19 protein-coding genes are annotated in these 21350 nt (G+C 42.2%); 11 read left to right on the top strand and 8 right to left on the bottom strand.

Features of this window, described 5'->3' with window-relative positions; translation table 11 throughout:
• Positions 1-29 precede the first annotated feature (29 nt).
• Positions 30-698 (bottom strand): NAD-dependent epimerase/dehydratase family protein, encoded by a 669-nt coding sequence (locus tag ACNURT_RS15105; RefSeq protein ID WP_419698387.1) that lies wholly within the window; start codon positions 696-698, stop codon positions 30-32.
• Between the two features lies 1 nt (position 699).
• A complete protein-coding gene (locus ACNURT_RS15100; protein ID WP_419698386.1) occupies positions 700-1269 on the bottom strand; it encodes a TetR/AcrR family transcriptional regulator in 570 nt (189 codons plus the stop codon).
• A gap of 232 nt (positions 1270-1501) precedes the next feature.
• Between ACNURT_RS15100 and ACNURT_RS15095 the strand changes: the two genes are divergently transcribed.
• The 8 genes from ACNURT_RS15095 to ACNURT_RS15060 all read left to right on the top strand — a co-directional run bounded on the left by ACNURT_RS15095 (position 1502) and on the right by ACNURT_RS15060 (position 11156).
• A complete protein-coding gene (locus ACNURT_RS15095) occupies positions 1502-2326 on the top strand; it encodes a glycosyltransferase family 2 protein (RefSeq protein ID WP_419698385.1) in 825 nt (274 codons plus the stop codon).
• 15 nt (positions 2327-2341) lie between these two features.
• Positions 2342-3769 carry an oligosaccharide flippase family protein gene (locus tag ACNURT_RS15090; protein WP_419698384.1) on the top strand — a complete coding sequence of 476 codons (1428 nt, stop codon included), beginning with the start codon at positions 2342-2344 and terminating at the stop codon, positions 3767-3769.
• Positions 3770-4078: 309 nt separating this feature from the next.
• Complete coding sequence (locus ACNURT_RS15085; protein WP_419698383.1) at positions 4079-5746, top strand: hypothetical protein; 1668 nt, start codon at positions 4079-4081, stop codon at positions 5744-5746.
• A complete protein-coding gene (locus ACNURT_RS15080) occupies positions 5743-6711 on the top strand; it encodes a glycosyltransferase family 2 protein (RefSeq protein WP_419698382.1) in 969 nt (322 codons plus the stop codon). Before ACNURT_RS15085 ends, ACNURT_RS15080 begins: the two co-directional genes overlap by 4 nt.
• Complete coding sequence (locus tag ACNURT_RS15075; RefSeq protein WP_419698381.1) at positions 6708-7781, top strand: glycosyltransferase family 4 protein; 1074 nt, start codon at positions 6708-6710, stop codon at positions 7779-7781. Before ACNURT_RS15080 ends, ACNURT_RS15075 begins: the two co-directional genes overlap by 4 nt.
• A gap of 2 nt (positions 7782-7783) precedes the next feature.
• A complete protein-coding gene (locus tag ACNURT_RS15070) occupies positions 7784-8911 on the top strand; it encodes a DUF1972 domain-containing protein (protein ID WP_370996468.1) in 1128 nt (375 codons plus the stop codon).
• A complete protein-coding gene (locus tag ACNURT_RS15065; protein ID WP_419698380.1) occupies positions 8889-10208 on the top strand; it encodes an O-antigen ligase family protein in 1320 nt (439 codons plus the stop codon). Before ACNURT_RS15070 ends, ACNURT_RS15065 begins: the two co-directional genes overlap by 23 nt.
• 27 nt (positions 10209-10235) lie before the next feature.
• Entirely contained in the window at positions 10236-11156 is a 921-nt protein-coding gene (locus ACNURT_RS15060; RefSeq protein ID WP_419698379.1) for a hypothetical protein, read from the top strand.
• 79 nt (positions 11157-11235) lie between these two features.
• Here the strand turns inward: ACNURT_RS15060 and ACNURT_RS15055 are convergent, their stop codons facing one another.
• The 6 genes from ACNURT_RS15055 to ACNURT_RS15030 form a co-directional block, all read right to left on the bottom strand.
• A complete protein-coding gene (locus ACNURT_RS15055; RefSeq protein ID WP_419698378.1) occupies positions 11236-12177 on the bottom strand; it encodes a hypothetical protein in 942 nt (313 codons plus the stop codon).
• Positions 12178-12304: 127 nt separating this feature from the next.
• The gene (locus ACNURT_RS15050) at positions 12305-12874 is read right to left on the bottom strand and encodes an REP-associated tyrosine transposase (protein ID WP_419698377.1); all 570 of its coding nucleotides are present in this window, start codon (positions 12872-12874) and stop codon (positions 12305-12307) included.
• Between the two features lie 291 nt (positions 12875-13165).
• Positions 13166-13966, bottom strand: coding sequence for a class I SAM-dependent methyltransferase (locus tag ACNURT_RS15045; protein ID WP_419698376.1), 801 nt, complete (start codon positions 13964-13966; stop codon positions 13166-13168).
• Positions 13967-13983: 17 nt separating this feature from the next.
• Positions 13984-15453, bottom strand: coding sequence for a B12-binding domain-containing radical SAM protein (locus ACNURT_RS15040; RefSeq protein ID WP_419698375.1), 1470 nt, complete (start codon positions 15451-15453; stop codon positions 13984-13986).
• A gap of 3 nt (positions 15454-15456) precedes the next feature.
• Positions 15457-16506 (bottom strand): radical SAM protein, encoded by a 1050-nt coding sequence (locus tag ACNURT_RS15035; RefSeq protein WP_419698374.1) that lies wholly within the window; start codon positions 16504-16506, stop codon positions 15457-15459.
• 16 nt (positions 16507-16522) lie between these two features.
• Entirely contained in the window at positions 16523-18031 is a 1509-nt protein-coding gene (locus ACNURT_RS15030) for a B12-binding domain-containing radical SAM protein (protein ID WP_419698373.1), read from the bottom strand.
• A 225-nt stretch (positions 18032-18256) separates the two neighbouring features.
• On the opposite strand from ACNURT_RS15030, the gene ACNURT_RS15025 reads away from it, so the two are divergent.
• The 3 genes from ACNURT_RS15025 to ACNURT_RS15015 are packed head-to-tail and all read left to right on the top strand — an operon-like array spanning position 18257 to position 21291.
• Positions 18257-18997 (top strand): class I SAM-dependent methyltransferase, encoded by a 741-nt coding sequence (locus tag ACNURT_RS15025; RefSeq protein WP_419698372.1) that lies wholly within the window; start codon positions 18257-18259, stop codon positions 18995-18997.
• Positions 18997-20169: an amidohydrolase family protein gene (locus ACNURT_RS15020; RefSeq protein WP_419698371.1), complete on the top strand. Its 1173-nt coding sequence runs from the start codon at positions 18997-18999 to the stop codon at positions 20167-20169. The genes ACNURT_RS15025 and ACNURT_RS15020 overlap by 1 nt, the downstream gene beginning before the upstream one ends.
• Positions 20170-20172: 3 nt before the next feature.
• Positions 20173-21291 (top strand): glycosyltransferase family 4 protein, encoded by a 1119-nt coding sequence (locus ACNURT_RS15015; protein ID WP_419698370.1) that lies wholly within the window; start codon positions 20173-20175, stop codon positions 21289-21291.
• Positions 21292-21350: the final 59 nt, after the last annotated feature.

The following is a 21350-nucleotide window of genomic DNA, read 5'->3' as shown; positions in this document are numbered from 1 at the left end:
ATTACAGACCTTTTAAATTGTTAAATTTTTCACTCGTTTTTAGCCAGTAAAATAATGTCTTTTCCTTCTATAATCTGCTTGTTATAACCATCTTTGGTAATGTTGATCATAGCATGGGCTAACTCCCGCAAAGTGACAAAGCCACCTGGGTACAGTGCCCTGCCAATAGGAAACAACCAGTTGATATATTTATAAAAACTATGCGTATTTGATAAACCTTTTATTGGTTTGATGAAACCCGGACGAAAAGCAAATACCCGTTTAAAAGGTAGTTGCATTAAATCGTTCTCCGTTTTTCCTTTTACAGCTGCCCAGCCTTTACTCTTTTCATTACTGTCGGTTCCGGCTCCGGAGATATAACAAAAGATCATGTTAGGGTTGAGTCTGCTCAGTGTTCTGGCCACATGCATGGTTAGCGTGTAGGTTAACCGGAAGTATTCTTCAGCTTTCATTCCTACTGAGGATACCCCTAAGCAAAAATAACAGGCGTTATAACTCGATAATTCGCTTTCAATGGCCGAAAGATCAAAAAAGTTACCGTGGATGATCTCTTTAAGTTTTGGGTGTGCAATGCCCACGCTTTTCCTATTGATCACCAAAACAGCTTCAACATCGGGGTGCTGTAAACATTCATGCATCACCCCCTCGCCTACCATTCCGGTGGCTCCTGTTATAATGACTCTTATTTTTGTTTTCATATTATGCTGGGTTAACTAACATTAACCAGGTAAGGTCAAACGCTTCATTAATGATCTGTTCTTGTTTGTCTGCACACAGGTCACATTTCATCAGGAACTCATACATCCCGTTAATCTGGCTCCAGGCAAGCGTAGCGATCAGTTCGGTAGGCAAATTTTTAAATATACCCACCTGCACAGCACCCTCTAAAAGTTGCGTATGTTGGCGGGAATGTTTGGCTATATCCTCGGCAGGAACCAGGGCCAGATGCGGCGAAAAATGGAACTGTTGAAGAAAAAAGAACTCTTCCGGATGTGCAACTGCCCATTTTAATGCGTACACAAACATATTCCTGAACTTGTCTTTAAAGATTTCGCCCTGGTTGATCTTTTCAAACAGGTACGTGTTCAGCTCCTCTTTTGTTTGGTTGTACAGGGCCACTACCAACTCGTCCTTGGTTTTAAAATAATGAAAAAGCGTACCGTTTGAAACACCGGCCTCTACGGCTATTTTGCTGGTAGGTGTTCCGTGAAAACCATATTGTACAAACAGTTTTAAGGCTGTTGAAAGAATTGATGCTGGCTTATCCATATATAAATTGACTAATCACTCTATAAATGTAAATAAAATTCGGGATCTGAAAATTATTTAGCTGTTAATCAGGATTTAAATCATAAAATATTAAAATAAAAAGACAATTCTTTATCTGCCAGGCAACCCTTTGCTGCAAAGCAACGATATATTAATAGATCTCCATATCAGAGCCTACAGGTGTATCCTTGGGGTATGGTGTAAAAATCTTGATAAATTTTAATTATCTGCCATGGTACCTGTTTCAGTTGTGATCATTACCAAAAACGAAGCCGAAATGATAGGCCGTAGCATCACGATGCTGAGGCAGTTAACCGATGATATTGTTGTGGTTGATAACGATAGCACCGACCATACTATAGACATTTCGATAGAAAACGGATGCCGGGTTTATCAGAAAAGCTGGGATGGCTACGGAGCAAACAAAAATAAAGGCATTGAACTTGCCCGGTACAACTGGATATTAAGTATCGATGCCGACGAAATTCCGGATTCGGCCCTGCTTACATCCATCAAGCAGCTCAAATTGGACGATTGCAATACTGTTTACGATATACCTTTCAAAGCTTATTACGGCAACAAACCCATCAACTTTGGCAACTGGGGCCGCGATCATCATATCCGGTTATTTAACCGTACCCGTGTTAAATGGTCTGAAACACCAGTGCATGAAACCTTGATGATGCCACAAAATATGCGTGTTGAAAAATTGAGTGGACACTTGCATCACTATTCGGTTAAAAATGTGCAGGAACATGAGGCCAAGATTGTGCATTACGCCCAGTTGAGCGCTTTAAAATATCTGCAAAGCGGTAAAAAAGCGAGTCTGGTGAAATTATACCTTGCTCCTTTGTTTCATTTTGTAAAAGCTTATGTATTTTTATTTGGTTTTTTGGATGGCAAAGAAGGTTGGAACATAGCCCGCATGGCCTTTAAAAATACCTGGTTAAAATATTATTACCTGGATAAAGCCAGACATAATCCTGTACAAAAGAAAAACTTATATGAAGTACCCCTTATGGCGTATGAATTTAAAGCCAGTGCTCATACCAAATAAAGCAGGGCGCCGCCCATGAAAAAAAGGCTGATCCAAAATCTGTCGGCCAATACACTGCAATTGGTGATCAATCAATTGTTTGGTGTGCTAATGTTTTATGTACTCTCGGTAAATCTAAGTAAAGATAGCTTTGGTCTTATCAATCTTGCGCTTACGGTAGTATTTACCTCATTCAACATTCTTTCTTTTGGTATTGATCAAACAGTAGTTAAAAAAGTAGCTCATGGTGATGATGCCCGCAGCGTATTATCCATCTATATATTCCATGTAGTTTTTACGGGGATTCTGTTTTATGCGATCCTGGTATTAGGCAAAATGGTTTTCGCCGGCGACGCCCTGCTTTACCGGCTTATTTTATTTGTAGGAGCAGGCAAGCTCATGATCTTTTTCTCTACCCCACTGAAACAGGTATCCGGCGGGATGGAGCGATTTAAGCTGCAGGCTTATATGCTGATAGTATCAAACATAGTGCGGGGCAGTGCCTTGGTTGTGCTGGCGGCAACGCATTTGCTCAGCATTGATCATATCATGTGGGTATTTATAGCGGGTGATACATTGGAATTGTTATGTTCTGTTTATCTGTTCAAAAAATACATCCACATTTCCATTGCACCGCGATGGAATAAAACGGAATACGGTTTGTTGCTCATACAATCGTTACCACAAATAGGTGTTGTACTGATCACCTCGGCGCTGGCCCGGTTTGACTGGCTGTTTATCGGTTTCATGGTATCGGCAGTAAAACTGGCCGAATATAGCTTTGCCTATAAAGTATTCGAAATATCTACCCTGCCCCTGCTGGCCATCGCCCCTTTATTGATACCCAGATTTACCCGTTTGTTTAAAAATGAAAGCTATAACAGAAGCTATCTCCAACTGATTATCAGGGCGGAGATGGTTATTGCCGCGTTTACCGGTTTACTATTAAACATGTGCTGGAACCCTTTGATTGATTACGTTACCGGGGGGAAGTATGGCGTTGTAAATAGCTATACCATTTTCATCCTGTCGTTATGCCTTCCCTTTATATATGTCATGAACTTTTTCTGGACGATATATTTTGTACAAAACCGGCTCAAAATGATCCTGCAAGTTTTCCTGGTAACGTTTGCCATAAATGTTGCCGGCGATCTGTTGTTGATCCCTTTTTTTAAAAACGAAGGTGCGGCCATTGCTTTTTTGGCAGCATGTGTTATACAGGCTGTTTTATTTAATTCGAAAAATAAAATAAGCGAATTGAACGGAACCTTGCTTGTTTTACTAAAGTGCACTGCCTGTGCGATTGTTAGTGGTGCAGCAGCCAAATTGCTTTTCCAAAACTTCTGGATGGCTATACCCGCTTCAATAGTTTTTTACTTTTTGATCATAATAATTACCCGCCAAATCAAACCCGCCGATTATAAAGATCTCAGCAAAATACTGTTAGGTGAGCGTATCAAGTAGTTAGTATCGAGTATCACGATTTAAAAAAAAGCAACGCCCATTCAAGAGTCCACGCTTGAATGCAAAACTGGTGAGCGTCCGCGCTCACGATTCCTGCATTTGTATGGGTAAATATTCCGTTGACGTTTATGCAGATGACGAAATTGAGCGTGGACGCTCATCGGAAGTTAGTTCAAGCGTGGACGCTTGAACTGGCGCATTCCTACAAAAAGTCTTGATACTTGATACTAATCCCCTGGTTCTTTTTTAAAATAAACTCAGGCAACCAATCCCATTTTCAGGTCGTAATGATTATAAAGAAACCGGAGCATGTTGACCAGAGCAGTGGCTTTTTATAAGCATAGAATAAAGGATAAGGTGGATTGGAGATTACTCGCCTTTTTGCTGTTGTTTTTAAACGTAAAGCTGGCCATAAAAATTCCGATTATTATTTTGTTTAGCCTTTGGCCATGCAATTTTAAGTTCGGATTTAGATTTAAAGGCTCCCGCCTGCCGCTTTTTTATCCGCTGATCATCGTTATTGCTTTAGTTGATTGGCTCATTTATAAAGGCTATGCAGATAGTCATTATAATATCCTGTTAGTTACAGGAATTAGCTTTTGGCTGCTGTGCATATTGGCCATACACCAGGTTAAACTGGCTGTAGATAATACCCCAACCCAGATAGTACATCAAACAATAACCGCCTTCTTTATTATCAATACCTTAATATCAATATTAACGCTGGTAATTATCGTCCTAAAAACGCATGCTATCAACCCCTATACTTACCAGGGGCAATATCAGAAATACTTTATCAATACCGGCGATTACATTAAAGGTATAACCTTTGATACTTCCATCACCAATGCCACTTTGAACGCCTTTGGTGTAGTTTACTTTTTGATCAGGAAAAACGCGGTAATGCTTTTAGTTTGTATGGCTTCGTTGCTGCTTACCGGCAGTAATTTCATTAACCTGGCTTTATTACCCATATTACTGTTGCTGTTTGCTTTTAAAACCAACCGTTACCAAAAAAGCCTTGTTGTTGTTTGTCTTGTTTTTTTGATTGTTTTTATGGCGAAAATATCGCCGCAGAATAATAAATACGCCACGCTAACGCTGGTTCATCTATTTAAGAAACATATACCTGTAAATACCGACACCAAACACAAAAACATACAGGCAAACCTGCGCATTACAGACCGCCCCGACAACACGCTGACGCCCGAAGAGTGTAAAGAAAAGATAGCTACTTTATACCTGGACAGCGTCGGCAAAATATTGGATTCGATACGGGCGAGCAAACGCCCCAGGTATGCAAAAAACGTTTACCTGGCCGAAGGCGGGCGTATAGCGATTAAAGAGGATGATATTAATAGCGATTATTACCAAAGCAAAAAGGAAACACCGGTTGAACAATTACAACTACTGGATTTTATAAGGGAGCACAAGGCCGCCCTGCCTATATCCGGGAATAATAATTATATCGCTCCTTTACCCGGAAAGGCCATGGGACTTTTGCAAACCACGGCTCTTTTTCGCGGGCATTTGAGTAAGACTTTAACCGGAGCCGGCATGGGTAATTTTTCGTCAAAGATCGCTTACCGGGCGGCAGGATTTGCTTTTGCGGGGGGCTATCCTTCCAGTGATATTTATATCAATCATGATTTCCTGGTCAATCATCTCGATTTGTACCTAAATTTCTTTAGCAAACGATCTGGTTATCATTCCCTAATCAATAGCCCATTCTCGGTTTATGATCAATTGTTGGCAGAATATGGTCTGCTTGGTCTTATCCTGTTTATAATCTATTACATAGGCTTTTTTGCCAAACATTATAAAAAGCTCACCTACGGCATACCCATACTGTTTTTAATGCTGGCAGTGCTGTTTACCGATTACTGGTTTGAGCAACTATCGGTCATGGTTTTTTTTGAGCTGCTGCTACTGCTCAATATCAAAGAAAATCAAATCGTTAAACCTATTCAACAATGAATTTTGATACACCCAAAATAACGGTTTTAATGCCCGCCTATAATGCGGGTAAATACATCGCGGATGCTATCGGGTCGGTTTTGGGGCAATCGTTTACCGATTTTGAGCTGCTGATTATTAATGATGGATCAACAGATGATACAGCCGATGTGATCAACTCATTTACCGACCCCCGCATAGTGATGATACACCAGGACAACAAAGGCGTGTCGCTGGCCCTGAATACCGGGTTGAAATACGCCCGTGCGCCTTATATCGCCCGGTTTGATGCTGATGATGTTTGCCATCCCAGGCGCTTACAGCTACAATATGATTTTATGATAAATAATCCCGATTACAGCATTATAGGCTCCGCGGCCGACTATATGGATATGGAGGGTACTTATCTTTTTACCTCCACCCCGCCGGCTGTCAATAATGAAGATATTCAGCAACTGGCATCTTTTGTTTGTCCGTTTATACACTCCACCGTATGCTATAAAAAAGAGGTGATCGTAAAAGCGGGCGGCTACAACGAATATGCTTATACCTATGAGGATCATTTTTTATGGGTAAACATCCTTAAAGATCAAAAGGCCTATAATTTTTCGCAACCACTGATAAAACTGAGGTTAAATCCAGAATCTATCACCATCGACGAAAAGTGGCGTCCGCGAAAATTCCTCAAAATAAAATATAACACGCTCAAAAGCAGGGTCGTCACAGCAGATGAAGGTGCTCAACTAACCGCAATGGGCGAAAAGCAGCAATTGCGCCGGGTTAAACATGGCTCCTATTATGCCTTATGTGCCAAAAAACTATTAGTCAACAATTACCATCCGCAAAAAGCACGTGGGCATGTAGCCAAGGCTATCAGCATATCACCCTTACGATTGGATAATTATTTATTATACACAGTTAGCTACCTGCCAGAAAAACTGGTGATGTGGCTGTATAAAATGAGCACCGGGAGGCAGGCACAATGATCAAAGTAGCATTTATAACCCGGTCTACCATATACACCGTACCCGGCGGCGACACGATTCAGGCGGTACAAACGGCACGGCACCTCACAGAAATGGGCATCACTGCCGATATCAGATTGGCTAACGAAAGTATATCCTATGGTCATTACGATCTGCTGCATTTTTTTAATCTTACCCGCCCGGCTGATATATTGTATCATAGCCAAAAAGCTGGTAAACCTTACGTGGTATCCACCATTTTGTGCAATTACGGTGAGTATGATAAATACCACCGCAAAGGCATGGGCAGACTGCTTCGTTACCTGTCGACCGATACCATCGAGTATATTAAATCCATAGCCCGTTACCTGCTGGGGCGCGATAGTTTGGCAAGTTTATCTTATACCTGGCTTGGCCAGCGTAAGAGCATCAAGAATATATTGAGCCGCGCCGCCATGATACTGCCCAATTCAGAGTCAGAATATCGGCGGGTGATCCAATCGTACGAACGCAAGGTAAAACACCTGGTGGTACCTAACGGTGCCGATCAGAATATGTTTCAATATGATCCGGAAATTAAAAAAGACGAGAAACTGGTAATCTGTGCCGCCCGGATAGAAGGCATCAAAAATCAGCTGAACCTGATACGCGCGTTGAATAATACCCCCTACCGCTTGCTATTGATTGGTACACACGCACCTAACCAGCTGGCCTATTACCAGGAATGCCGGGAGATAGCCGCAGAAAATGTGGGCTTTATCGACCACATCCCTCAACAGGAACTGGTGAAATATTATCGCAGGGCAAAAGTGCATATCCTGCCCAGTTGGTTTGAAACCACCGGCCTAAGCTCGATCGAGGCTGCACTGATGGGCTGCAATATCGTAACCAGTGATAAGGGTGATGTACGTGAGTATTTTGCCGACGATGCCTTTTATTGCGACCCCTCATCACCTGAAAGTATCCTGGCCGCTGTTGAAAAAGCCAGTACTACGCCTTATAACGAAACCTTAAGACATCGCATATTAAAACAATACACCTGGAAACAGGCGGCTTCACAAACATTAAAAGCATATCAATCAGTATTATAGCCATGAAATTACGTATAGCCATATTAGGAACCCGGGGCATCCCCAATTATTACGGTGGGTTTGAGCATATATCTGAATATGTATCAGCCGGTTTGGTAAAACGCGGTCATTCGGTAACCGTTTATAATTCGCACAACCATCCGTATACCCAGGATAGCTGGAACGGCGTAGAGATAAAACACTGCTACGACCCGGAATACCTGATAGGTACCGCCGGGCAATTTGTTTATGATATGAATTGCCTGTTGGATGCCCGCAAAAACAAGTTTGATGTGGTACTCATTATGGGCTATACCAGCAGCTCGGTTTGGGGCAAACTTTATCCAAAAAATAGTACCATCATCACCAATATGGATGGTATGGAGTGGAAACGTTCCAAGTACTCTAAACCGGTACAGCAGTTTTTAAAATATGCCGAAAAGCTGGCTGTAAAATACAGTCATTATTATGTAGCCGACTCCAGGGTGATCAAATCATACCTGGCTGATAAATATAATATCAACAGCGAATACATTCCTTATGGTGCCGATGTTTACTCAGATCTTGAACGTGAACAGTACGACTTTAACGAAGCCTTAAAAGAAGATTATTTTCTGCTGATGGCACGTATGGAGCCCGAGAACAATATTGAAACTATTTTGGATGGGTTTAATAAAAGCAACTCTTCCAGAAAATTCAAAGTTTTGGGCGATACCGGCAACCGCTTTGGCAAGTACATCACCAACAAGTTTAATAACGATGAGCGTATAGAATTTAAAGGATCTATTTTTGATAATCCCAAAGTGAGGTCGCTGCAAAATAACTCTTACCTGTATTTTCACGGGCATAGCGTAGGCGGCACCAATCCATCTTTGCTGGAAGCTATGGCCAGCGAAGCCTTGATAGCCGCGCATAACAATCCCTTTAATAAATCGGTGCTGAATACCGATGCTTTTTATTTCTCCAATGCCGGCGAAGTACAGGAACTGGTGGAAAACGTACAGCGCCAAGACACAGAAAAAAGCATGGTGATGAATAACCTGCATAAGATCCAGGATCAGTTTAACTGGGAACGGGTGATTGATCAGTATGAGGAATTTATTGTTGAAAGCTATAAACACGCCAATCATGAAGCAATTATTGCTCATTAATGATACCGCTGTAAATAGGATAAGCTATTACCATGTGCTCTTGCTCATGGCAAGCCTACCCTTTGATATGTTTTACAGCCATATCATCCTCATTAGTTTTACGCTGCACACGCTCATTCATCTGGATAAAAGCAAGCTAAAATCATTACGTACTTTTAAGCTGCTGATACTGCCTTCCGTTTTATTTATTACCATCATCGCCACCATTTATACCATCAACCCAAAGGCTGCTTTTAATGAATGGACGCTAAGGATCCCTCTTTTACTATTCCCGGTTGTGTTCCTGCTCAATGGGCTTGATTTGAAAAAGTACCGGGAAAGCTTATTAATGGGCTTTTCGCTGGTTTGCGCGTTGACGGTTTTTTACCTGTTCGCGGTTGTTCTGGTCACTGTCAGGTTTTATCATATGCCATTAAGGGCAATTTTTGGCGAAGGTTTTACTAACCATAATTTTGCCGGCCCGTTAAAGATCCATGCCACCTTTTTTTCATTTCAGTTGGTTATAGCATTGGTTTATCTCCTGTCGGTTTTAATCAGGAGAGTAACATCAAGGTCGTTAAGAAACGTGTATAGCATCAGTTGCCTTATCCTGATATGCGGCATGGTGCAGCTGAGTTCCAAATCGATACTGTTTATCCTGTTTGTGGCTGTAAATGTGGTGCTACCCTGGTTTTTGTTAAAGGGCAGGCAACGCCGGCGCTATACACTCACCGGCCTATTAATCACAGTAACCGCAATCGCGGGTATTTTAAGCATATCAACCTTCAGGGATCGCTACGTAACCCTTCTGAAAGACGACATTTCAACAGATAAAACCATTCCACGGAACTCCGATTCACGTTTTGAACGCTGGCGGGTTGCTGCCGCGCGGATAAAAGATAAACCATTATTGGGGTATGGCTCGGGTTCGGAGGTGAGCTTATTGAAAGACGATTTTTATAATGCTAAAATGTACAGCTCCTATCTCAAAGGTCTAAACTCGCATAATCAGTATATCAGTTTTGTATTGAAATCAGGTGTATGGGGATTAGCCATTTATATACTAACCCTGGTTTATGGATTTAAAATAGCCTTCAAAAGAAAAGATGTGCTGTTCATCAGTTTTATGTTGATCATAGCTGTGGTATCTGTAAGTGAAAACATACTCGATGTAGATAAAGGTGTGATGTTTTACAGCTTTTTCTTTTCTTTTTTCCTGTTCTCGGCTCCTGATAATGAAACAATTATCAAAGAGCAGCAAAAAACTGATGAATATTTAATACCACTGGCAACCAACGTATTGGCTGCTACGTCATAATAGTATAACTACTAAATATACAGCACTGTGGCAGAGATCAAAAAAAACATATTAGCAACACTGGCCTATTTCGATGTGTTCAATTACCCGCTTACGCGCGAAGAAATAGGTTTGTTTCTGCCCGTTAAATGTGATCAGGTAACATTCGATCAGGCCATGACCTGCCTGGTGGGTTGTAGACTCATTTACCGTTTCGACAGATTCTATACGCTAAAGAACGACCCATACCTGATCAAAAGAAGGAACGACGGAAACCGCAGGGCGGCCGAGATGATTAAAACGGCCCGCAAGGTCGGTAATATCCTTATCCGTTTTCCTTATGTACGTGGTATTGCTATTTCGGGCTCGTTATCAAAAAATTATGCCGATGCCGAATCAGATATCGATCTGTTCATTGTTACCACTCCCAACCGTATGTGGGTGGCCCGCACGCTGATGCACTTTTTAAAGAAACTGACCTTTTTGGTTAACCGGGAGCATTACTTCTGTATGAATTATTATATAGATGAGCAGCAACTGGAAATTGCCGAAAAGAATATCTACACAGCCACTGAAGTGGTTACCCTGATCCCGATACAAGGCGATACCACCTTTGCCGATTTCTTTACCGCCAACGCCTGGACGCGCGATTATCTGCCGAACCACATTATGCGGGTATCAACAGCCAAACCTTTAAGCCGGCTGCCGTTTAAAAGCGCTATCGAATGGTTACTGAACAACCGCCTGGGCGAGTTGCTGGATAATAAACTCATGAGGATCACGGCCAGTCGCTGGGATCAAAAAACCCGGGAAAAGCGCTTAAATGATCATGGCGTATTGCTGGCCATGGCAACCGGTAAACATTATGCTAAACCCGATCCAAAGAATTTCCAGATCAACCTTATCAGTCGCTACGAAGCACGAATAGCGCAATTACTGGTAGAAAATCAGCATAGTGTAGCGAATTAATAAATAATGGTCATGAAAAGGCCTGCTTGCGCTCGTTTCTAATTTGCAACAAGTGCAAGTGAATTTAATTTTAACCGGGCTAACTTTTCTTGCCTTCTACATGAATATTAATAAGGCTTGTATGCGTCATATTTAAAGTTTTACCTGGCGTTGCCTGTAGGTTGGATATGAGATACTTGTCCATTACAGCCTTAGAATGATGTATATAGTCATCCTCGTACCCTTGTTCAGTAAAGGCAACCAATGGTTTTCCATAATACATTTGTCCCTTGTCATCAACGTATACGCTAAATGAGTAGGAAAAATTTGCATCTGCTTTGTTGACCGTAATGCTATAACTTGGATTAAAATAATCATCGGAAGTGTCAAAATTATTCAAGATATCCCCCTCTGCTTTCCATTTGTTTACTTTTACTGATGGGCTTTTACTTACTAAAACTACGGGTTGCCGCGCAGCAAAAGCCTTTTTGTAATCGCTATTGGCCCGGCTTACTAACGAACTGATAAACAGACTATCTTTACGACTTGATTGTCGGACTGTTGCAATATCACTATGTAATACGTTTTGAATATAATTATTAGCGTAAAAGGTCATATACACTTCTGCTCCCCTTGTATCTATTGAATCGGCCTGTGATTTCAGGACCTCGAACACCAGGCTATCCTTACTCATCTTTCTTAATTTTAACCATGTTCTGGCCGTATTAAAAACAGAATCATAACCACGGGTGAGTGGAAAGTTCAAAAAGGCTTTTTTATCAAAACTGTAAATACTAACAGAGTCGTCAGAAACAAATTTCAGCTTCCACTGAGGTTCTAATTGAAAACCATCTTCAGTAAAGGAGAGGCCATTTTTTTGTCGGCGGCTGATCTCGGTATAACTGACGCCCTCAACGGATTTAAAAGATATCAGGTCCTTTTCGCCATTGTGTTTAATTACCGGTGCAGGTTTGCAGCCTGTGTATATCAAGGCAATGATCAAAAAACATATCATCCCCCGATTTGCAGATTTCCTTTTCATAGTCTCAGTTGTATATACTAAAGATAATCAATATTATCCTTTGCTGTATAATATACAATACTTTACTATAAATACTTGATGAGCTCCTGTCCACTTGCGCTCGTTTTCAACGAGTGCTTAACGTGGGTTAGCGTTTATAACGCGAAACCAAGTCTAACAATATCACTTCCATTAATCCATCTTCACCCGCATAATTTGCAGCCGAACTATATAGATAATGTTCTGGAATGGTGACAATACCAGTCTTTACAGGATTATTATGAATATAATCCAACTTCTGCGAAAGCATATTTGTATTATCACATGCTATTCCATGATAGCCATCTTGCCATACTTTGTAGTTCCGAACACGGTTACTGTATTTTGCATGATATTGAAAGCGATAAAGTATCCAATCCTGACGACTTTCCGGCTCGTTCTGTATGAGCTTAATTATTTCCTTGCTGGTGTGTTTTTTAAAATCGCGAATAATGTCTGGCAATGTAGCGAGATGCTTGGCAGAAATAAGCAAGTGCAAATGATTTGTCATCAAACAATAACCATAAACCTCCAATCCTTTATGCTGTTGACAGTAATTTAGTGATTCAATTATAAGTTGCTTGTACGCAGGTCTGGTGAAGATATCAACCCAATCAACAATGGTGAAAGTGACGAAATAAACCTCTTCTGGGTTTCTTACACGGTATTGGTGCGACATGGGGATAAGGTTTCAACTAAAATAAAGAATATTTTTTAGAAGCGATGCAATCGCTTAACCATATTAAGCACTCGTTGCAAACGAGCGCAAGTGAAAGAGGTATATTAAGCCCAAAAGAAAAAAATTCAACTTGCGCTCGTTTGCAACGAGCGCTTAACCTGGGTTAGCGTTTATAACGCGAAATTCACGGATCCAACAGGAAATACTTTTAGAAGCGATGCAATCGCTTAACCATATTAAGCACTCGTTGCAAACGAGCGCAAGCAGAAATGACACCCTCTTGAGTATTTGCTATTTCTTCTCCAACGAAATAATAAAATAGTCGCCCATGTATTTCCAGGGCCATTGGCTTTTTAATTTATCCTCTTGGGCTTTCAGAAATTGATAAGCTTTGGGGTGTTTTTCGGCAAAACCTTCGATGTATGATGGCGGTACAATGGTGCAGAGTCCCTCCATACCCAATACTTTATATGAGTTATGTAAAGTATTGATAATGAACGATGAATTATAATACCAGCATTTGAAATAAGTACCCTCAATATGTGCGATACGCCCCTTGCTGCTAAAAAATCTGCGGAAAGCCGTTTTAAATTTCCCTTTAAAAACCAGCAGGGTTTCCCAAAGGCAAAAACCGGGAATAACCACGAGTGTTACCTTGCCGCCGGGTTTTAAAAGTTGATCAAAAGACAAAAGAACCTTGTCCAGTTCGCCGGTACAATTGAGGCCGCCAAAATTGGAGAATATATGGTCAAATGGTCCCTGGTTTTGCAATTCCTCCAGTTGGGTAAAAGAACAGATTTCCTGACTGATTTTGTCGCGATAGGCTTCTGTTTTTTGGCGCAATACCTGCTGCATTCCGGTTGATATATCTGTGGCGTGTACCTGGTGACCATTTTTGGCAAAGAATAACGCGTCTTCGCCGGTGCCGCTGTTAAGCTCCAGTATACTGCTGTTGGGTGACAGGTATTGCAAAACATGCTGCCTCACCCTTGCCCGTTTATAGTTAACAATGGTATTGGAGGAATAGATCTCATCAAAAATGCCCGACTGGCGGCTAAAAGCCGTCGAGGCATCGGTTTCGTTATTGCTCATTATACTGACCCCGCTTGTCATGATGCCTTTTCCAATTGACTTAATTTAAAACGCTCAATCAGCATTGCAGGTGCATGGTATAAAACTGATGCCGCTTTGCGGATGCGCTTTACACTCGGTTTAAAGGGATTGCTCAACAGCTCTACCAGGCTATGTTTAGCCAGGTGTGCGTGATAGTTCTGATGTACATATTTATGCAACTGTTTGTAGTATGCCGGTTTAAAGGTATTGCTAAACATCAGCGCCATCTCGTCGGAGTCGGTCCAGTTGGTTTTTTGCTGCAGATCGGCCTTTACCTTTTCATAAAACAAGGTGCCGGGCAGCGGGTACGAAACCGAGATGCCAATTTCATGAGGTAACAGATTATTGATCATGCGGATGGTTCGCCTGATATCCTCCTTGGTTTCGCCCGGATAGCCGAATTGGATAAAAAAGGATGGTTTTATGCCATGCTTTTTCATCATTTGCGTGGCGGTGTATATCTGTTGTATGGTAGTGCCCTTATCCATAGCATCCAGAATCTTTTGCGAACCACTCTCTGCGCCTATCCAAACGTTATCACAGCCGGATGCTGCTAAAGCGGCTATGGTCTCATCTTCCAGTAACAGATCGGCCCGTGATTGAAGCTTGTATTTAAATTGCAGGCCCTCCTGTTTTACCAGTCTGGCAAATTCAACTACCCACCCGGGTTTCAATCCAAAGATATCATCACAAAACCAGATGTGATCCATGTTAAACATCTCCTTCATCAGTTTCAATTCCGTGATCACATTTTGGGGACTGCGCGAGTTGTAGCGGTTGCCATAAATAGGTTTGGCGCACCAATTACATTTAAAGGGGCAGCCGCGGGTGGTACCCACATTAAGCGAAAAATACCCCTTGTGCTGCAACCAGCATTCGCGGTATGGAGCTATGTTAACCAAATCCCAGGCTGGTAAAGGCAAACTATCGAGGTCTTTAAGCACCGGGCGACCAAGCGTTTTAACTGGTACTCCGGCTTTAAGATAAGCAAGCCCCTGTATATCCCAAAAATCACCGCCATTTTTTATGGCAGTAACCAGTTCCAGTAAGGTATGTTCCGCTTCGCCGATGATCACAAAGTCGGCGCCTTCGGCCAGGTATTCTTTAAAACGATCGGTTGAATCGGAACTGGCAACAATTACGGTGCAGCCACGCTCTTTGGCCAGTTTACACATGGCAAAAGCGGCCTCGCGCATGTTGGTGAGGCACATTTTGGTGAGATAATTAAAACCATCATCATAAATCACAAAAAAACCGGGACGGGTTTTATCCAGCAGATCTGTGATCTCCAGGGGCGTATGACTAAACATGGTATCAAAAAGAGATACGCTATAATTATTCTGCCTCATCAGCGAGGCGGCATACATAGTACCCAATGGTGGATACGGCTGTCCCTGCGCCCATTGTTTGGGATCGAAGCGCAAAAAATAGGAATGCGTAAAAAGTATATGATTTAACTGTTCCATAGGTTAAGCGACACTGGTTAATGGCGACAGGTTAAGCGAGCAAACGCATTTTACACAGGTTGGATGCCCCGAGGTATCCAATGCCTTGCGAAAAGCGATGGCTTCGTCGCTGTTTAAAATCTGTTTCAGCGGGGTATCCCGGATGTTACCCATTGTTTCCATAAAAAAGCAGGGCCTTACGGTGCCGTCGGCTTCTACTACTGTGGATACCCAGGGGGCGTTGCATTTTTTATAGGGAAAGGCGTTAAGGCCGTAAAAAGCGGCGTAATAATGATAGATATCCCTGATCTTCTCGCGGCTTTCAGCAATAAAACCATTATCAAATTCAGCGGCATATTCGGTCATCAGGTAATTGATCACCTCATTTAATTCGGGCAGTTCGCGCTCTGCTATCCGTATTTCGTCCTGCCGGGGCTCTTCCCAGGCCTGCTGACGGTTAAAAGCATGACTGCTAACATCAGCTGGCAAAAAACTCACCTGGTTAAGCCCCATTTTTTTTGATTCGGCAATAATAGCCGGCCAGTTTCGGTAGTTGAGCCTGTGTATCACCGTACGCCCGGTGATGCGATAGGCCGGGTTTAGTTTTTTAATATGCTCCACTCCTTCCTTAAGTTTACGGAAGGCATTTGGTATGTTGCGGATAGCATCATGCAGTGGCTCATCACCATCTAAGGATACAATGAGATCATCAACCCAGGTTAATAGTTGTTCTGCATTGGTTTTAATAGATAAGCCTGTAGTCAATAACGTTACTTTTATACCTGCATTTTTAAGGATGCGGCACAATGCAAAAAAATTGGTATTCAATAAAGCTTCGCCGCCTGACATGAGCACTTGTTTGGTACCCAGATCTTTAAGGGAGGCCAGCAAACCGCTGATATCCGCCTCAGTTAATTGCTTCAGGTTTTTATTATCCTTCCAGATGTCACACATCACACAACGGCAATTACAGGCGCTGTGAGGCATTAATATCACAATGGGTAATGCTGATATCCTGTGCGTTTGCAATGTGCGGTAACGCTTAAAAGTATGATATAATGACTGGCCTGACATAATTAAAGTTTAACAATTAAAATCCCTGGATCTCCGGTTGACGGTATTTCCAAACCCTTTGTAATAGCTTTATCTCGTACGGGTATTTATATAAGTTAGCTTTATAACGCAGGCTTGATATCAGTTTGATCGATCTCCTCTTCAGGTCATTCATCCTGATATCTGTAACTGTGGGATAAACGCCGTTTAGTACAGTTTCGAAATTTCGGATCTTATCAATCATTTCCGGTTTTATCCATGGTGTAAGCGGATTTTTGCGCAGGTCAAAACTTTCCCAGGCCGGGCTTATCCAGTCTTCCAGCATTTGAGGATAGGCAAAGCCCTGCTCCAAAACCTGCTTGTACAGTTCAGAACCTTCTGTAGGCACTGGTGTATAGGTGTAAATAACAATCTCGGTTTTAGGGTTAACCGCCTTTACCTGCTTTATAAAATTGATCTCAAAATCTATCTGTTTCTGTACCTGCTCCGGTGTTGCCGCCGGTGTGCCCAATACAAAAGAATATTCGGGGATGATGTCAAATTTCTTTAACCGTTCCGCAAAACGGATGATCTGCTCGCCTGTTTGAGTGCCGCCTTTATCCATCTGTTCCAGGATATCGTTGTTACCACTTTCTGCGCCAAAAAAAATACATTTGCAGCCCGATTCGCGAATGATCTCCAGCGACGAATCCTTAAACTTATCCATGGTATCGATACGGGCCATGCCCCACCAGGTCATGCGCTCAGGTAAAATGAGCCTGGAAAAATCGACCGCACGTTTTTCAGATACAAAAAAATTATTGTCGTGAAATTCAATAGCATCGGCTCCCCATTTATCCTTAATGTATTTTACATCCTTATAAACCGTTTGTGCCGATTTCGCTTTCCAGCGGGCTTCATAAATAGGTACCACCGCGCAAAAAGAACAGGTAAAAGGGCAGCCAATGCTGGAATGATAAGCCAGCGTATGTTCGCCCAGGTAGGTTTTACCCAGGAATTTACCAATGGGATAAAAATTGTTCAGCTTATCATAAGGTAATGGCGGCAGCGAGTCCTGATCAAGCAGGTCCTCTTTGATGGTTTTGGTTATCTTACCATCGGCCTTGTAGATGAGGTTTTTGATAAACTCGTATGGTTTACTGTTCTCTAATGCATCTATCAGCAGCGGAAAAGCATTATCACCGGGGCCGTTGATAATAAAATCAACATATTTGGAATCCAATACTACTTTTGGTTGGTTAGAAGGGAAATATCCTCCCCAGATCATGGTGGTATATGGATATTTTATTTTGATGGCTCTGGCTATTTCAATGGCTTGTTTTAACTGCGGGCCAGGCATTACCGTGAAACCAAGGTAACCATATTCGCCGGTTCGTAAATAGCTTTCTATTTTCTCCATGGGGTTGGCCTCACAATTGCCGTCAACAATGGCCCATTCATATTTTCCTTCTATTGAGGCCGCGATATTTAAAATTGAATTGGGTATACGGTATTTGGCTACAGCGCTTCTGGGGTTAAACAGTATTACCTTATTAATTTTTGCCATACAGATTTATTCTTGACTTATAAATGCTTAAAACCGGTTGTTCAATTTTATAATAAACGATAGGGTTTTACCCCCATCGTTTACACAACCCTAAATCATAAAAATTATAAACCGTTCTTAATACATTACGCTTGGCATTGGGTAGTGGTTGCCTGGGGCAAGCAATAAAAAAATGCAGGCAACCTCCGGCTGTTTTGTACCGTATTGTTATAAAAGATCATTACTATGCTGGCAACCATAAAAAACTACTTGCAAAAAAAGAGGTCATTATCGGCCGTAACCGAAAAAAATGCGGTGGATGCCTATGATATCTGGGCCGGGAGCTATGACAGCCAACCCGATAACCTCATGCTGCACCTGGATGGTAAACTGTTTGAACAGCTCATTAGTAACGTTGATATCAACGGGAAACAAGTAGCCGATATTGGTTGTGGTACCGGCCGGCACTGGCCCCTGCTATTCGGCAAAGAGCCCGGCACATTAACCGGTTTTGACGTATCCGGCGGAATGCTCAAAAAACTCAACGAAAAATATCCGCAGGCCCATACTCACATGATCACCAATAATTTGTTCTCCGTGATTCCGGATGAAACCTACGATGTGATCATATCCACCCTTACCGTGGCTCATATTGAAGATATTGACGAAGCTATGCAGGCCTGGAGCCGTTTATTAAAAAGTGGCGGCGAGCTCATTATTACCGATTTTCATCCGCATATACTGGCATCAGGGGGTAAACGGACGTTCAAGCATAATAACTCGGTAATGGCCGTTCAGAACTATGTACACCCCATTTATACCATAAAAGATGCTTTGCTCCGGAATAATTTCCGATTACTTATACAGGAAGAGATCAAAATAGATGAAAGCATGAAGCCTTTTTACGCTAAACAAAATGCCCTGCATGTATATGAAAAATATAAAAGTTTCCCGGTGATCTACGGCATTCATTTAAAAAAGGGATAATGATACTCCAGGGTGCGCGACCGGCCGATAGCGGGCAAACAATAAACGTCATGATCAGCAAGGGCAAAATTGACGAGGTGAGCCCTGGGCCGATTGCCGGGAATGCTGGTGGTTTACAGCTCCGTTTTGATAACGTCCTGATATTTCCGGGATTGATCAATTCACATGACCATCTGGATTTTAATCTTTTTCCCCAATTGGGTAACCGCATCTATAAAAATTATACCGAATGGGGGGCGTATATTCATCAACATTATAAACCAGAAATAAACCACATATTGCGGGTGCCCGTTCAACTGCGTATTCGCTGGGGTGTGTATAAAAACCTGCTCTGTGGGGTCACCACCGTTGTTAATCATGGCGAGCGGTTAACCCTTGATAACGAGTTGATCAGCGTTTTTGAAGAAACACATGATCTGCACTCCGTTGGGTTTGAAAAACTGTGGAAACTTAAATTAAATAATCCCCTGAAACGACATTTGCCTGTAGTGATCCATACCGGCGAAGGCACAGATGAGACCGCTTCGGCAGAAATCGACAGCCTTATCCGCTGGAATAAATGGAGTCGACCCTTAATTGGGATCCATGCGGTGGCCATGACCGGCAGACAGGCCGCTAATTTTAAAGGGATTGTATGGTGCCCAGAGTCAAACTATTATTTGTTGAATAAAACAGCCTCTGTTCACCAGTTAAAACAACATACCATCATTATATTTGGCACCGATTCAACCCTGACCAGCAACTGGAACATCTGGGATCATATAGCCATGGCCCGTAAAATAGGTGTGCTCACCGATGGGGAGCTATACAGGTCCCTAAACAGCGACGCGGCAAAAGTATGGCAAATAAACACGGGCTGCATCAGCGAAGGAAAGGATGCTGACCTGGTGATAGCACGCCAAAAAAATGAAATAAGCGGGCTTGATTCTTTTTATGACCTTAGTCATCCTGATTTACTCCTGGTGATGCATAAGGGCAATATCCGCCTGTTTGATCAGGAATTATTACCGCAGTTGGCACCATCGTTAAGGGAACGCGATTTTAGTTTGATCAGGGTAGAAAAAACTTATAAATACGTAGAAGGTAACCTGGGAGAGCTGATAGAACAGATTCATGCCTATCTGCCCGAATTTACTTTCCCGTTTGAATTTATAGATCATCAAATATTTTAAAAGGTGATAAAGCTGGTTGATCTTACTTATTACGCGCATCGCAACTATACCCATGCCGCCCAGGTTAAGGAGAACCATTCCCCTGCCCTGGCCTTTGCGCCGTACTTGATCAATAAGATCGATTTTTGCTTTATTAAACACGCCGCTTTTGAAGATCATGTTGTTATGGATGGTGTGCCCTATCACTTTTTTAAAGGCCATAATCGTTTTTGGTCAGTCACGTTAAAAACGCATCAATACATCAAAAAACTAAAGCCTGACATTGTATTGGTGCAGGGATTTATATTTCCCCTGCAAGTCATTTTCCTGCGATTATTCTGTGGTGCTGGGTTCAAAATTATGATCCAGCATCACGGCGGGTTGCCCTTTGCTGGGATCAAAGGATGGCTGCAAAAAATAGCCTATAGTTTTGCCGATGCTTTTATTTTTACCGCGGCAGGTAATGCCGGGATCTGGAAAAAGAGAAACATCATTGGGCAGGATGCCCCTGTATTTGAATTGTTAGAGGCGTCTACCCATTTTAAACAACAGGACAAGCAAATAGGTAAGACACGTACCCAAATGACCGGTGAAACCAATATTTTATGGGTCGGCAGGTTAAACCCTAATAAGGATCCTATCGCTGTTTTATTGGGCTTTATGCAGTATCTGAAGATAAAACCATCGGCCAAATTATATATGATCTATCAAAGCGAGGACATGATCAATGAGGTAATGGCTTTGTTTGCTTCCAGTAAGCTGCTGGCAAACGCGGTGGTAATGGTGGGGCGGGTTGATAACCACGAATTATCCTACTGGTACAGCGCGGCTGATTTCTATGTCTCGGGCAGCCATAAAGAAGGCAGTGGTTATGCCCTGCTGGAAGCTATGGCCTGCGGTTGTATTCCGCTGGTTACCAATATTCCACCCTATCAAAAAATTACCGGAAACGGGAGCTGTGGTTTTCTATATCCGCCGGGCGATGCAAACGCGTTGGCAAGATTGCTTTATACCGTTAATAATTCAGATCAAAAAAAGCTTTCAGAAGATGTGTTGAGTTACTTTCAGCAAAACCTCACTTTTAAGAACATTGCCGATGATCTGATGGATATTTGTAAGCGGGTAATGGGTGTATCTATTTGATATTCAATAATAAGCCATGCCATTTTCGAACGCGGAGAAATCACATTCGTTTTGAATAA

Source organism: Mucilaginibacter sp. NFX135, from assembly GCF_048565145.1.
Taxonomy (GTDB): domain Bacteria; phylum Bacteroidota; class Bacteroidia; order Sphingobacteriales; family Sphingobacteriaceae; genus Mucilaginibacter.
Note: the sequence above shows the minus strand (reverse complement) of the source record. Positions and strands in the feature narration are given on the sequence as shown.